This window comes from Bacillus sp. BP-3 (genome assembly GCF_028401955.1).
GTDB lineage: Bacteria > Bacillota > Bacilli > Bacillales > Bacillaceae_G > Bacillus_A.
The window spans coordinates 268,882-282,321 of record NZ_JAQOTJ010000001.1 but is presented as its reverse complement, the minus strand read 5'-3'; the positions used below and the strand labels follow the sequence as shown (position 1 = coordinate 282,321).

Genomic DNA, 13,440 nt, shown 5'->3' with positions numbered 1-13,440 from the left:
CGCATGTAGCAGAAAAAGGCCCTAACCACTTCTATGCATGACCAGATGCTCTCGACCATCTAAAAAAATGGTTTTATATTGTTTTTTTATTTGAAATTATATAGCACAAGCACTACTTTATTTCGTAGTGCTTGTTCCCTTATGCTAACGCTCGTGCTAAATCTTCAATTAAATCTTCCCCGTCCTCAATTCCCACTGAAATACGAATTAATGTATCTGTAATTCCTAGCTCTGCACGGCGTTCTGCTGGAATAGAAGCGTGCGTCATTTGCGAAGGAATAGAAATTAAGCTTTCTACTGCTCCTAAGCTTTCAGCAAGTGTAAAGTATTGTACCTTCTCAAGTACAGTGTTTAATGTTTCTTGACTATCCACATCAAATGAAATAATTGCACCGAATCCCTTTGCTTGTTCTGCTGCTAAGTTGTGGTTATGGTGAGTGCTAAGCCCTGGATAATACACTTTATTTACTTTCGGATGATTTTGTAAAAACTCAGCAATTGCACGCGCATTTACTTCATGCTCCTCCATACGCACTCCTAATGTTTTTAAGCCACGTAGTAATAAAAAGCTATCCTGTGGTCCTAAAATACCACCTGTTGAATTTTGTACAAAGTGAAGATCTTCTGCTAACTCTGCACTATTTACAGCTACTACCCCAGCAACAACATCGCTATGACCGCCTAAATATTTTGTTGCACTATGAAGTACAATGTCTGCACCAAGAGAGATTGGTGTTTGCCAATACGGTGTCATAAATGTATTATCAACAATTGTTAATAAACCTTGTTCTTTAGCAAGTGCTGCAATTTGTTTAATATCCGTAATTTTTAAAAGCGGGTTTGTCGGTGTTTCAACATAAATTGCTTTTGTGTTTGGAAGAAGCGCTGCTTTTACTTCTTCTAAGTTTGTTGTATCAGCAAATGTATGTGCAATCCCAAAGCGATTTAATACTTTTGACATGACGCGGTACGTTCCGCCGTACACATCATCAGTTAAAACAACGTGATCTCCTTTAGAGAAAAGCATCATTACTGCTGTAATTGCTGCCATGCCTGATCCGAATGCAAATCCCGCATAACCATTTTCAAGAACAGCAATTGTTTCTTCAAGAGCTGAACGAGTTGGATTTCCTGTACGTGAATATTCATATCCCTTATGATTTCCTACACCTTCTTGTTTGTACGTACTCGTTTGATAAATCGGTACGGTTACAGCTCCAGTTGAAGGTTCTCCGATATGAATACCATGAATTAATTTTGTTTTTGTTCTCATTTTATTCCCATCCTTTGTATATATCCTTACTCAAATAGCATTCACTGCTATCTGGAAAAATGGTTACAATATTTGTTCCTATCTTAGTTACGTTATCCGATGTGAATACCTTGAATTAACTTTGCTTTTGTTCTCATTTTATTCCCATCCTTTGTATATGTTCTTACTCAAATAACGTTCGCTGCTATCTGGAAAAATAGTTACAATATTTGTTCCTGGCTTTGCTTTCTCAGCTTCTAATAAGCTTGCATGTAGTGCTGCTCCCGAAGAACTGCCAACGAGGAGCCCTTCCTTTTGCGCCAGTTGTTTCACAAGTGAAAACGCATCACGATCTGAAATCGTATGAATGGCATCAAAATATGTTGGAATAAGAAATGGTGGTATAAACTCAAGCCCAATTCCTTCTGTCTCATGAGAACCGGCTTCGCCCCCATTTAAAATAGAGCCTTCTGGTTCAACAATGACTGTTTTAATTTGTTGATTTTGCTCTTTCAAATATGATGCTGTTCCCATAAATGTTCCGCCTGTTCCAGCACCAGCGACAAATATATCAATATGCCCATCTAGTGCCTCCCACAGTTCAGGCCCTAATGTTTTATAGTATGCACGTGGATTTGCTTCATTTGCAAATTGACATGGAGAATACGAATTTGGAATTTCTTTTAGAAGTTCTTCTGCTTTTGCAATAGCACCTGTCATTCCTTGTGACGTTGGTGTATGAACAATTGTTGCACCAAGAGCCTTCATAAGTTCTTGTTTTTCAATACTAAATTTTTTTGGAACGCAAACGATAACCTGTAAATCATGCTCAAGTGCTGCCAGTGCCAGTCCGATTCCTGTATTGCCAGCAGTCGGTTCAATAATGGTTCCCCCTGGCTTTACAAGCCCTTTGGCAAGAGCATCCTCAATTAATTCTCGCCCTAATCGATCTTTCACACTGCCGCCTGGATTGAAAAATTCAAGCTTTGCAAAAATCCGAACACCTTCTGGAAGTAAAAAGCGCGTAATCTCAACGAGTGGTGTATGTCCGATTAGGTCGTGAATACTGCGATACACTTTCATCGTATTTCCTCCTTACCTAACCCCTCAAAAGAAAAAGGCAACTGTATGTATTTTCTTTATATGAAACAGTTGCCTTTTTGCTACATTACTTTAATTCTTCTAATACCTTTACGATAAAGTTTGTAGAATGAAGAGCTGCTTGATCTAAAAACTGCTCGAACGAAACATCTGATTCTTTACCAGCAATATCAGAAAGTGCACGAATGATAACAAATGGCACTTGATATTGATAACATACTTGTGCAACTGCCGCAGCTTCCATTTCTACTGCATACAGATCAGTAAACTTCTCACGAATAAATGAAACGCGGTTTGGATCGCTCATGAAAGAATCACCTGTTGCGATCATACCTTTAACAACTTGAATTCCTTCTGCTGTTTGCATACATTTTTCAGCTAATGCAACAAGTTCTTCATCAGCTGGAAATCCTGCTGGCATTCCTGGTACTTGACCGTATTCATAGTTAAATGCTGTTACATCTACGTCATGATGACGAACTTCTGTTGAAATGACAACATCGCCCACGTTTAAAGAATGATGGAATCCACCAGCTGAACCTGTATTAATAATTTTTTCCGGCTGATAACGTTCTAATAAAATCGTCGTGGACATCGCTGCATTTACTTTACCAATACCAGATTTCAACAAGATTACTTCATGTCCTGCTAATGTACCTTTCGTAAATTCACAACCCGCAACTGTTTCTGTTTCCGCTTGTTCTAACTTGTCACGTAAAATACGTACTTCTTCTTCCATTGCTCCAATTACAGCAATTCTCAATCTAATCCCTCTTTCTATTGCTTCGTTGCCTCCATTACCCAAACATAATGATTCATGCGAGTAAATGAGACATGAAAGCCATTGTTTTCAAAAATAGATTGCATGACTGGAATACGCGTATAATATTCCGTTTGTAGATCATTTGCTAGCTCATAAAACCCTCGCTGCTGTGCAACCTCAATAGTTTTATCATATGCTTCCTGATCTACAAATATCGTGTCAGCAAACACTATTTTACCACCTTTGTTTAGCAATTGACTATACTTCGCAATTGCTACATTTTTTTCTTCATCAAGCAAGTGGTGAAACGCATATGTGCTGACGATTGTATCCACATGCGAAGGAGTGACAAAGTTCAAAAAATCACCTTCTGTAATCGATACTTCTTTCGGAAGCTTCTGCTTGGCAATCGTACGCATTTCTTTTGATGGCTCTATCCCGTAAACAGTGCGACCAGCAGCTAATAATCTATTTGTTAAGTTGCCGGTACCAACACCAAACTCTAAAACATTACCAAAAGATTTATTTACAACATCCTCTAAAATCTCCTCATAATGAGCGAAAACTTCTTTATATTGTATATCTTCGCCCTGTACGAAAGAATCGTACGTATGAGCCCATTGATCAAATAGTTCATTAAATTCTGTCCCCATAGAAAATCCCCCTTTTTCTTATCGGATTTATCAGTATAATATTCCTGATCCGTCAAAAAGTCAACAAAAATGCACATGGTATTTCTTAGTTTTCTTTGATAAACTATACTATGAACATGCAGAAAGAGGTGTTCTTCATGTCGTTTACATTCGAAATGATAGAAGATAAAGTTGAGTTTTTTGAGGCAGCTAGCTTAGCATTGCTAGAAAAGAAAGTTAATGAACAAGTTGATAATAATAAGGCACTGATGTTAGAGGTGCATCACGTTTCGTATCAAATGATGATGGATCCTGAAAGCAAACGACCATATTATAGCGCTGTTGTTCACTTTAAATTGAAAAAATCACGCTAAAAAAAGAGAGAGGCTTTATCACCTCTCTCCTTTTTAGTTCAGGGTTTGAACAAGCGTTGGTTTCCAGCCCTCATTCTCTACCCAATCAATATTTACATTATATTTGTTTCCTGTTTGTTTATCTGTTACTCTGCCGTATGCTTTCTGTTTTCCGTTATTTCCAATACGTTGAATTACCAACTGTTCCACTGGGATATCAATTGCATAAGCAATCGCTTTATTCATCTCATTCCAGTCAACGCTTCCTTTCTGGAATGTCATTGCAGGTGATTGCCCCTGCTCAGTACCAACTGGTTTCCAAGCTGGTTTTGTATATGCTTCTTTCGCTTGTGGAATTGTTTTCTCTGCGGATACTTTTTCGTTCTCTTTTGCTTTCGCTTCTTCTTCCTCTTTCTTCTTAGCTTCTTCTTCTTTTTTCTTTTGTTCCGCTGCTTTTGCTTCTTCTTTCTCTTTCTTTTTCACGGCTTCTTTTTCTTTTTCAGTTTGCTGCGTTACTTTTTTATCACTAGAAGCAGCCTGCTCTGTATTATCAGAAGTAAAGAATAGTTGATATGCTACAATTACTACCGCTAATAACACGATACCAATTGCAATATTCAATATACCATTTTGGCGACGCCTTTGTTGTTTTTGTTGAAATCTAGTTCCTGCCATTATTCAAACCTCCATGACAATTTTCATACTTGTTATTGTAACATCAAATGCCCAAAGGTTGAAGGAGTAGGACCACTTTTTCTCAAAATGAAAATATTTCTTATCACTTTCGCTATTGTTCCCTCTTAGCAATCGCCTTCACATAATCAGTAAAAATGCGTGTTACCACATTGTCTTTCCTATTCGTTTCTAAATCCACGACAACTAACGCATACCGAGGATTTTCATACGGAAAATAACCAGCAAACCAACGATTTTCATCATTCCCTTTCCCTGTTTGTGCAGTTCCTGATTTTCCCGCTATTGTAAATGGTAATGATTGATACACATATCCTGTACCATTCGGTGCCGTTACAACACTTCTTAACAATTGCTGTACTTTCTTAATCGTATTTCTTTTCAGTGTTTTCCCATGTAATACATGATCTTCAAAACGAAATACTTTCGTTCCATTTTTATATGTAATGTCCCGAACAGCTTTAATCTCTTTCTTTTCACCGCCCCTTGCAATGGTTGCCATCATATTCGCAACAGCTAGCGGTGATAAGCGGACGTCCTTTTGACCGATTGCCGTCTGTGCAATTGCTTTTCGGACGCTTTTATCTCTTTCATCACGCCAAATCGTTCCCTCTTTCTCCTCTACAAGCTGTCGAAATGAAGTCGTATGAAAAACATTTCCTTCCCATCCAACACTTTTAGACGCTCCTAACGCTTCGACATACTTCTCAATCACCATTTTATCTTTTTGTAACAATTCGCGTCCAAGCTCTGCAAACGTACGATTACAACTGCGCACAAAGCTCTCTGTAAACGATAGCTTTCCCATCAATCGGTCGGCTTCCCCTTCTCCATAAAGGTCCATATTACAATCGAACCTTCGCTTTGCTGTAAGTATTTCTTCTTCAATAGCAGCTGCTGCAATAACTGTTTTAAAAACAGATCCAGGAAAATGAGGGATAAGCATTTGATTACTCGCCCCCTGCTTATAAGCTTCCTTGCTATTTGTATGTAATGATGGTTTACTCACCATTGCTACAATTTCACTCGTTTGGACATCCAATAATACTATTCCACCCTTTTGTAATCCATGCTTTTTCACAAGCTCTTCTGCTTTTAGCTGCAACCATTTGTCTAATGTTGTTTGAACCGTAACTGGATAAAAGGGGTTTCCAGGCGCTGTATATTTCGCACGTTCTCCCAAAATCGGCTCCCCTTGTCCATCTATTTGATACAGCACTTTCGTTTCACCGTCAGTCATTAAAAACTCATCAAATGACTGCTGTAATCCAGAAATACCGATTGGGGTTTCGCTAGATAACTTTTTTAATTTCTCATAGCGCTTTTTATATTCTTTCTCATTTTCTCCGACTACACCTATCAAGTGCTCTGCTTCTCGGCTTCGTTGCATTCTTACTTCAGTTGCTACCATACCTAACATACTAGTACGGTTCACCATTTCCATTTGCTCTTTTGTTAATGGAAATGGACGATCATCTTTTTGAAATATAAATGGTTTACTTCTACTTTTCATCTGTACTTGAATATCTTTGCGAGTTACACCAATTATATGGGCTATTTTCTCTAACATATCATTGCTTATTTGTAAAAATGGAAAGACAAGTAAAACTGGATATCTTTCTTCTCCAATACTTTCTCCATTTCGATCAATAAAATGTCCCCTGCCATCGTCCACTGTGACTGCTTGGGTACGTTGCTTAACACTCTGTTCTATTAAATTAATATGTCTATTTGTAAATGACTCAGTAGCTATAAGCTGTATTTGCACTAACCTACCAATTAGTAATAATATAATGGACATAAAAAATAATAAGATGATAATTATTCTCCGCTTGATTTTCATAAAAAACACCTCGTCTTTTCAGTTTAGACGAGGTGTCATTCCTTTTATACAAAACAAACTATTATTAGAGTTTAAATTTTTCTTGTATAGTTTTTATCCTGCTATTCGTGAGCAGTAAGACCTCCACCTCAAGATTGAGAGAGAAGCGAAGAAGATAGGTAGGGGATGAAGAAAACCCCCACTGATTAAAGTTTCACTTTATTGACTACACACACTATTATGGACAATTTGATATAAGACTTGACACTGTGAATCTTGAAATGTGGGACCGTTAATGTGAGGAAAATAAAAAAGGTTCACTCAAAAGAGCGAACCTTTTTTATTATTTTACAGAGACGATCTCTACTTGCATTTCTCCACCTGGTGTTTGAATTGCAACTTTTTCGCCAATTTGCTTTCCTAGTAAGCTTTTTGCGATTGGAGAATCGTTAGAAATTCTACCTTCAAATGGATCTGCTTCTGCACTACCAACGATTGTATATGCTTCTTCTTCTCCATCTGGTAATTCCTTAAATATTACAGTTTTACCTAACGTTACAACTGTAGATTCTTCACCGTTATCTTCAATAATAACTGCATTGCGAATCATATTTTCAAGTTGTGTAATACGCCCTTCTACAAATGCTTGCTCATCTTTTGCTGCATCGTACTCAGAGTTCTCAGAAAGATCACCAAAACTGCGCGCAATTTTAATACGTTCTACAACTTCTTTACGTCTTACTGTTTTTAATTGCTCAAGCTCATGTTCTAATTTTTGTTTTCCCTCAAGTGTCATAGGGTATGTTTTTTCTGTTGCCATGTTTTCCACTCCTTTTATATACCGATCCCCCGAAAAAAAGAGGAGTTCCATATGAAAACTCCCCCGCCCTATAAAATAGCGGAGGTTTCTAGTACAGGCAGCACTAGCGGAGTTGTCACATACAACCCCGTATTTCCTTAATTCTTCCTTATATCAAAAAGATATGTATGGAAAGCTAATATAAATATGCCCTCACCTAGATATGGGTGAGGTTTGCATGTTTCATTGTATTCGATAAAAAGGGAGAAAATCCCTTCCTATCGAACATCTTTTACTATGCTATTACAAATTCACTTTTTCTTCAAGAATTGTCGCGATTTTTGTGACCATAATATCGATTGCAACATGATTTTGTCCACCTTCTGGGATAATAATATCCGCAAATTTCTTAGAAGGCTCAATAAATTGATTGTGCATTGGACGCACAACATTTACATATTGTTCAATAACAGAGTCCATCGTACGACCACGTTCTTTAATGTCACGCTGCATACGACGTAAGATGCGAAGGTCAGCATCTGTATCAACAAACACTTTAATGTCCATTAAATCACAAAGACGCGGGTCTTCTAAAATTAGAATCCCTTCTAAAATAATTACATCTTTCGGCTCTACTGGAATAATTTCTTCTGAGCGTGTATGCAATGTATAATCATATACAGGTTTTTCAACCGCCTTATATGAAAGCAACTGATGTAAATGCTCAATTAGTAAGTCATTATCAAATGCTAATGGATGATCATAATTTGTTTTTAAGCGCTCTTCCATTGGCAAATGGCTTTGATCTTTGTAATAATAATCTTGCTCCAAAATTAAAATGGAATGACCTTGAAATTGATCAAAAATTGCTTTTGTTACACTTGTTTTACCTGATCCTGAACCACCAGCAATTCCAATTACAACAGGCTTGTTCGTCCCCATTCAACTACCACTCTTTCTTATTGAATTATGCTTTTTCGCATCATGTTGTTCACATACACTGGTCGATCCACTTTGAATTTCACGATTTGCAACGGATGTCTCGCTGCATCTAATTCGTTTCCATCCTCATCCCAAATTTTTTCCACCGTTTGTGTAAAGTTTTCAATTTCCGGTCCAAAGAACTCAACTTCCTGACCTGGCTTGAAGTAGTTACGTTGCTCTACTGTCGCAATGCCTGTTTCTTCATTATAATCTAACACTAAACCAGCAAAATCATACGTTGTTTTCTTACTATGATTTCCATACATTTGTTCTAAGTGCCCTGGAACTCCCTCGAAGAATGCAGGAGCTGTATCACGATTCGCGCATTTATCAAGCTCTTCTAACCATTCTTGCTTAAATTCAAAGTTGTCTGGATCTGCACAGTACGTATCAATTACTTTACGGTATACAGTTGCTACAGTTGCAATATAGTGAATAGATTTCATGCGCCCTTCAACTTTCAAGCTGTCAATTCCGATTTCAATCATCTTCGGAATTGATAAGATAAGGTTTAAGTCTTTTGGACTCATTGCAAACGGAGCATCCTCTTCCTGGAAAAGAGAAAGTTCTTGTGCTTCTTTATGTTGCGATACTGTTTGAATTAAATCATAGTCCCAGCGGCAGGACTGACAGCAACCACCGCGGTTGGAGTCACGCGCTGTCATATGATTACTTAATGTACATCTTCCAGAATAAGCAATGCACATCGCACCATGAATAAATGCTTCAATTTCAATATCAACTTTTTCTTTAATTTCTTTCATTTCTTCATAGCTTACTTCACGAGCAAGTACAAGGCGGTGCAATCCTTCTTCTTTCCAATACTGGGACGCTTTCCAGTTTGATAATGATTGCTGTGTACTTAAATGAATTTCCACAGAAGGAGCTACGCGCTTACATGTTTCGATGATAAGAGGGTCTGCAACGATTATACCTGTTACACCTGCTTTTTCAATCCCTCTTAAATATTCTTCTAGCCCATCCATGTTTTCATTATGAGCAAAGATATTTGTTGTTACATATATTTTCGCACCATATTTCTTTGCAAATTCAACGCCTTCAGCCATGTCTTCTAACGTGAAGTTTCCTGCATTCGAACGAAGACCAAATTCTTGTCCTCCTAAAAATACAGCATCTGCGCCGTAATGAATAGCTATTTTTAATTTTTCTAGGTTTCCTGCGGGCATTAATAGCTCAGGTTTTTTTACAATAACACGCTTTCCGTCAATGACGCGTGAAATTTCTTGAAAACTCATATGCGTTACCTCCTATTTTAATAAACCGTTTCTTTAAAGAAGAACCCTGTATCTAACGGACGATTTACTGGTTGTAATTCCTCAATCTCTTTATATAAGTCGTCTTTCACATCGTAATATGCGTCGCGATTTTCTACACATAAATCAATCGCCTTACGATATTTCTTTGTCACTTCAATGATATACTCAGAGCTTTTTAATACACCCTCAATTTTTAAACTATCAATTTCTGCATCAATTAACTCTTCTAACTCGTCGATGAAGCAAATGTCATTTGGGCTCATAATGTGCGTACCGTTTTCATCTTCATAAATTGGGTATTTATTGTTACGCTCTGCATCATGCAAGAACATGTTTTCTTCGTATTTCTTCTTCTCGATTTCCATTTCACGACCTTGATACTCGAAGTAGTTTCCTACTAAAGAACGCTTCGACTGGAACATACATGTCATACCGTGAATTTGTACTTCTATTTCTACTTCTGCATGTTCTTTTAGCTCAACAATTGCATCTAAGCTTAATTCACGAGCTAACACAGCACGTTTTGCACCTTTACGTCCCCAGTAATTACATGTAAACCAGTTCGTTGCTGTTGTTTCTGTATTCCAATGCATTTTCATATTTGGGGCAACTTCACGCACCGTCATTAATACAGCTGGGTCTCCAAATACAACCGCATCTACGTTTACTTCTTGTAAAAATGAAACGTAATCTTTTAAAGCCTCTACTTTCTCATTGTGGAACAGCGCATTCATTGCGACATATACTTTCATATTGTTTTCATGTGCAATTGCTACCGCTTCTTTTACATCTTCGCGAGAAAATTCGCCTGCTAAACGTAAGCCAAACTCTTGCTCACCAATCATCACTGCATCTGCGCCTGCTTTTGCAAGTGGTTCGATATCTGCCACTGTTTTTGGCGTTACTAACAATTCAGGTTTTTTCATTGCCTGTCACCCTCTCTTTTTACTCACTGCTACTCCGTCACCAATTGGGAAAATGGTTGTATCATACCCTTCATGATTCATGAGCCACTCGTTATACGTTTTAATTCGTCTAATTAAACCGCGTGTACGTCTATTTTCAATGTGTTCCTTTGTCGTCACAAGGCCGTGATATAGTACATTATCTGAAATAATGACACCGCCAGGATTTAATAACGGCTCATAGATATCAAAAAAGCGGCGATATTGTCCTTTTGCTGCATCAATAAAAATAACATCAAATGTGCCATATTCCTTTACTTGATCCCCTGTTTCTAAAGCATCTCCATAAATAACAGAAATGCGCTCTTTTACTGGGGAACGATTTATATATTCAAGTGCTTTTTCGTATCGATCTGCGTTTCGTTCTACTGTCACAATACGTGAATTTGGAATAGCTTGCATCATGCGAATACTAGAATATCCAATTGCTGTACCAAGTTCTAATATGCTCTTTGGCCCAATTAAACGCAAAAATTGCAACATAAATTCCATGCCAAGACGATCCATAATTGGTACATGTTGCTCACATGCATACTGTTCGATTTCAAGAATGAGCTCATCTTTTGGATCGATAAAAGACAGCAAATATTCACTAACTACATCTTGTTGCTCCATAGATAGTCCTCCTTATCGCATGGAGAAGTAAAAAAGAATATTGTCTCTATATGGAAAGAAAAATACAAGCCTGCTCTATCCTTAGCTTGTACATCCCGTTTCTGTATTAAAAACGATTCTTCTACCAGTTTTTAACCCGCTATATTTTATCATAAAAAAGAGGGATATGCGAATTTTTCTCGCTTCCCTCAAAAAATTTACGATTGCTTTTGTGTAATATACTTTTGTTTTAACGCATTATGTTCTTCTAATGTCTTCGCGTAGTACACTTGACCATCTGGTGCCGCCAAGAAATAATAGTAATCTGTCTTTTCAGGTTCAAGTGCTGCCTGTACTGATTTTACACTAGAATTCGAAATTGGTCCAACTGGTAACCCCTTTATAACGTATGTATTATACGGAGAGTTTACTTTTAAATCATTGTATAATACACGTTCTTTATGCTTACCTAATGCGTATAGCACTGTTGGATCTGTTTGCAAAGGCATTCCTTTCGCTAAGCGATTATAGAACACGCTTGCTATTTTTTGACGATCTGTATAACCAGTTGCTTCTTCTTCAATAAGTGAAGATAAGGTTAATAATTGATGAACATCCCAATTTTTTTCTTTCATCTTCTGTTCATTTTCAACAATGAGCTTGTTTGTTTTCTCTAACATCGGAATAATAATTTCTTCTAACGTTACATCCTTTTTATAAAAAGGATATGTTGCTGGATATAAATATCCTTCCAATGGGTATTTAATATTTGCATCATAAATTTTATCTGTTAATAAAACCGGATATTTCTTCTGTAGTTTTTGTACAAATGCTTTATCGTTTAGTTGGCGAACAACATCTTCTTTATTCCACTTCAATTCCTTTGCAATTGTATCTGCGATTTCAACAACTTGTGCGCCTTCTTTAACTGTCACTTTATAAGCAACTGGACGATGCACATTACCTGATGACATTTGTCCCATTATTTCTTCTACATTCATCGATGAGTTTAATAAATATGTACCAGCTTGTAAATTTTTGGATTTCATTTTTGCATAAAAACTAAATATAGTCCCGTTTTTTACAATTCCTTTATCTTCCAAAATTTCTCCAATCTTACTTGTAGAAGAACTTTTTGGAATTTCCACCTCAATTTCCTGTTTACTTGCTGTATTTAGTGGTTTTAAAGCTGATGTAACATACGCATATACGCCGCCGCATACAACAAGCAACGTGATGAAAATGATTGCAATCACTCGTCTTAGTTTCTTTGTTTTCCTTTGATTCACTACCGTACTTCCTCCTTACTCCCCATTATAGACTGCACTGGTTTACCCTATACAAAATCTAAGGAATATTAAAAAACATGTCTATCCGTAGACATGTTTCCCTTTTTTCTACAATCTGTATCATTATACTACAAATAATCGTATGCTTTCGACAAAAAATCTTTCATTTATTGTATAAATATGATTTCAGTTTACGAACAAAAAATGATTAACAGTCTTCAAGCACACCATATCTCATTTGCTCTCCCATCCAAGAACTTACATCACGCCACTTCACAACTTTAGCTGCGATCCAACTTACATCTTTGGAATTCTCATCCTCTAATTTCCAGTCATACGCATTTGCCCAGTAAAACATATCATCTTGTAAGAGAAGCGTAGCATCATAAATAATTGAATCATAATTTACCGGACTTGGAATGATATGAAATTGCGTTACACCTTCAAATACTAATTCAACCGCTGATGGATTATCGAACTGTCTTTGAAAAAGTATTCTTACATTTGTATCAAGTTCAGTTGATACTGCCATAGATAGCTCTTCACTTACATAACTTTCTGTCCACATGTATAATTCTTTTAAACAGCTATCATGAAAATGACCAAATATTTCAAGAAATGTTTCTATATCTTTCGTTCCCTTTATTTCATTCCATTTCATATGAATAACCCTCTTTTCGATAAATCCAAATAAATAGATATTTAAAATATTCACTAAATACATTTTAATTTTCCGTCACCTAAGTTACTGCTATGCAGAATAAAACATATCCGCTACTTGCTTTCTCCCTTTGTTTTCAACATCGCATGTGGTAGGACCGCTTCTATGCATGGCCGGATGCTCTCTCCCCACTAAAAAGAAAGGAGATTTTAACGTCAGATTTTTAATTGGCATATATAAGTACCTTATATAGTA

At 36.9% G+C, this 13,440-nt stretch carries 14 protein-coding genes; 1 reads left to right on the top strand and 13 read right to left on the bottom strand.

What is annotated here, in order from left to right; all coding sequences use genetic code 11:
- Positions 1-139: 139 nt before the first annotated feature.
- The 4 genes from PLX19_RS01465 to PLX19_RS01450 all read right to left on the bottom strand — a co-directional run bounded on the left by PLX19_RS01465 (position 140) and on the right by PLX19_RS01450 (position 3,769).
- Positions 140-1,273, bottom strand: coding sequence for a bifunctional cystathionine gamma-lyase/homocysteine desulfhydrase (locus PLX19_RS01465; protein WP_272186739.1), 1,134 nt, complete (start codon positions 1,271-1,273; stop codon positions 140-142).
- Positions 1,274-1,411: 138 nt separating this feature from the next.
- Positions 1,412-2,335: an O-acetylserine dependent cystathionine beta-synthase gene (locus PLX19_RS01460; protein ID WP_272186738.1), complete on the bottom strand. Its 924-nt coding sequence runs from the start codon at positions 2,333-2,335 to the stop codon at positions 1,412-1,414.
- A gap of 85 nt (positions 2,336-2,420) precedes the next feature.
- A complete protein-coding gene (gene mtnN / locus PLX19_RS01455; protein ID WP_272186737.1) occupies positions 2,421-3,116 on the bottom strand; it encodes a 5'-methylthioadenosine/S-adenosylhomocysteine nucleosidase in 696 nt (231 codons plus the stop codon).
- Positions 3,117-3,130: 14 nt separating this feature from the next.
- Positions 3,131-3,769: a class I SAM-dependent DNA methyltransferase gene (locus tag PLX19_RS01450; protein WP_272186736.1), complete on the bottom strand. Its 639-nt coding sequence runs from the start codon at positions 3,767-3,769 to the stop codon at positions 3,131-3,133.
- 137 nt (positions 3,770-3,906) lie between these two features.
- On the opposite strand from PLX19_RS01450, the gene PLX19_RS01445 reads away from it, so the two are divergent.
- The gene (locus PLX19_RS01445; RefSeq protein ID WP_272186735.1) at positions 3,907-4,122 is read left to right on the top strand and encodes a YrzA family protein; all 216 of its coding nucleotides are present in this window, start codon (positions 3,907-3,909) and stop codon (positions 4,120-4,122) included.
- Positions 4,123-4,155: 33 nt separating this feature from the next.
- Here PLX19_RS01445 and PLX19_RS01440 read toward each other — a convergent pair whose 3' ends face one another.
- The 9 genes from PLX19_RS01440 to PLX19_RS01400 form a co-directional block, all read right to left on the bottom strand.
- Positions 4,156-4,779 (bottom strand): YrrS family protein, encoded by a 624-nt coding sequence (locus PLX19_RS01440; RefSeq protein ID WP_272186995.1) that lies wholly within the window; start codon positions 4,777-4,779, stop codon positions 4,156-4,158.
- A gap of 109 nt (positions 4,780-4,888) precedes the next feature.
- On the bottom strand, positions 4,889-6,637 hold the full coding sequence (locus PLX19_RS01435) for a penicillin-binding transpeptidase domain-containing protein (RefSeq protein WP_272186734.1): 1,749 nt from the start codon (positions 6,635-6,637) through the stop codon (positions 4,889-4,891).
- A 322-nt stretch (positions 6,638-6,959) separates the two neighbouring features.
- Positions 6,960-7,436: a transcription elongation factor GreA gene (gene greA, locus PLX19_RS01430; protein ID WP_020060861.1), complete on the bottom strand. Its 477-nt coding sequence runs from the start codon at positions 7,434-7,436 to the stop codon at positions 6,960-6,962.
- Between the two features lie 282 nt (positions 7,437-7,718).
- Positions 7,719-8,357: a uridine kinase gene (gene udk / locus PLX19_RS01425; RefSeq protein ID WP_272186733.1), complete on the bottom strand. Its 639-nt coding sequence runs from the start codon at positions 8,355-8,357 to the stop codon at positions 7,719-7,721.
- A gap of 17 nt (positions 8,358-8,374) precedes the next feature.
- Positions 8,375-9,655 (bottom strand): peptidase U32 family protein, encoded by a 1,281-nt coding sequence (locus tag PLX19_RS01420; protein ID WP_272186731.1) that lies wholly within the window; start codon positions 9,653-9,655, stop codon positions 8,375-8,377.
- A 17-nt stretch (positions 9,656-9,672) separates the two neighbouring features.
- Positions 9,673-10,602 (bottom strand): peptidase U32 family protein, encoded by a 930-nt coding sequence (locus PLX19_RS01415; RefSeq protein WP_272186730.1) that lies wholly within the window; start codon positions 10,600-10,602, stop codon positions 9,673-9,675.
- 6 nt (positions 10,603-10,608) lie between these two features.
- The gene (locus PLX19_RS01410; protein ID WP_272186729.1) at positions 10,609-11,256 is read right to left on the bottom strand and encodes an O-methyltransferase; all 648 of its coding nucleotides are present in this window, start codon (positions 11,254-11,256) and stop codon (positions 10,609-10,611) included.
- Between the two features lie 197 nt (positions 11,257-11,453).
- Complete coding sequence (gene mltG, locus PLX19_RS01405) at positions 11,454-12,524, bottom strand: endolytic transglycosylase MltG (protein WP_272186728.1); 1,071 nt, start codon at positions 12,522-12,524, stop codon at positions 11,454-11,456.
- Positions 12,525-12,732: 208 nt separating this feature from the next.
- Entirely contained in the window at positions 12,733-13,185 is a 453-nt protein-coding gene (locus PLX19_RS01400; RefSeq protein WP_272186727.1) for a hypothetical protein, read from the bottom strand.
- Positions 13,186-13,440: the final 255 nt, after the last annotated feature.

Coding starts and splice junctions, on each gene's coding strand:
- PLX19_RS01420 (WP_272186731.1), bottom strand. CDS start 9,655: ATGAGTTTTCAAGAAATTTCACGCGTCATTGACGGAAAGCGTGTTATT.
- udk (WP_272186733.1), bottom strand. CDS start 8,357: ATGGGGACGAACAAGCCTGTTGTAATTGGAATTGCTGGTGGTTCAGGA.
- PLX19_RS01400 (WP_272186727.1), bottom strand. CDS start 13,185: ATGAAATGGAATGAAATAAAGGGAACGAAAGATATAGAAACATTTCTT.
- greA (WP_020060861.1), bottom strand. CDS start 7,436: ATGGCAACAGAAAAAACATACCCTATGACACTTGAGGGAAAACAAAAA.
- PLX19_RS01410 (WP_272186729.1), bottom strand. CDS start 11,256: ATGGAGCAACAAGATGTAGTTAGTGAATATTTGCTGTCTTTTATCGAT.
- PLX19_RS01415 (WP_272186730.1), bottom strand. CDS start 10,602: ATGAAAAAACCTGAATTGTTAGTAACGCCAAAAACAGTGGCAGATATC.
- PLX19_RS01450 (WP_272186736.1), bottom strand. CDS start 3,769: ATGGGGACAGAATTTAATGAACTATTTGATCAATGGGCTCATACGTAC.
- PLX19_RS01460 (WP_272186738.1), bottom strand. CDS start 2,335: ATGAAAGTGTATCGCAGTATTCACGACCTAATCGGACATACACCACTC.
- PLX19_RS01465 (WP_272186739.1), bottom strand. CDS start 1,273: ATGAGAACAAAAACAAAATTAATTCATGGTATTCATATCGGAGAACCT.
- PLX19_RS01445 (WP_272186735.1), top strand. CDS start 3,907: ATGTCGTTTACATTCGAAATGATAGAAGATAAAGTTGAGTTTTTTGAG.
- PLX19_RS01435 (WP_272186734.1), bottom strand. CDS start 6,637: ATGAAAATCAAGCGGAGAATAATTATCATCTTATTATTTTTTATGTCC.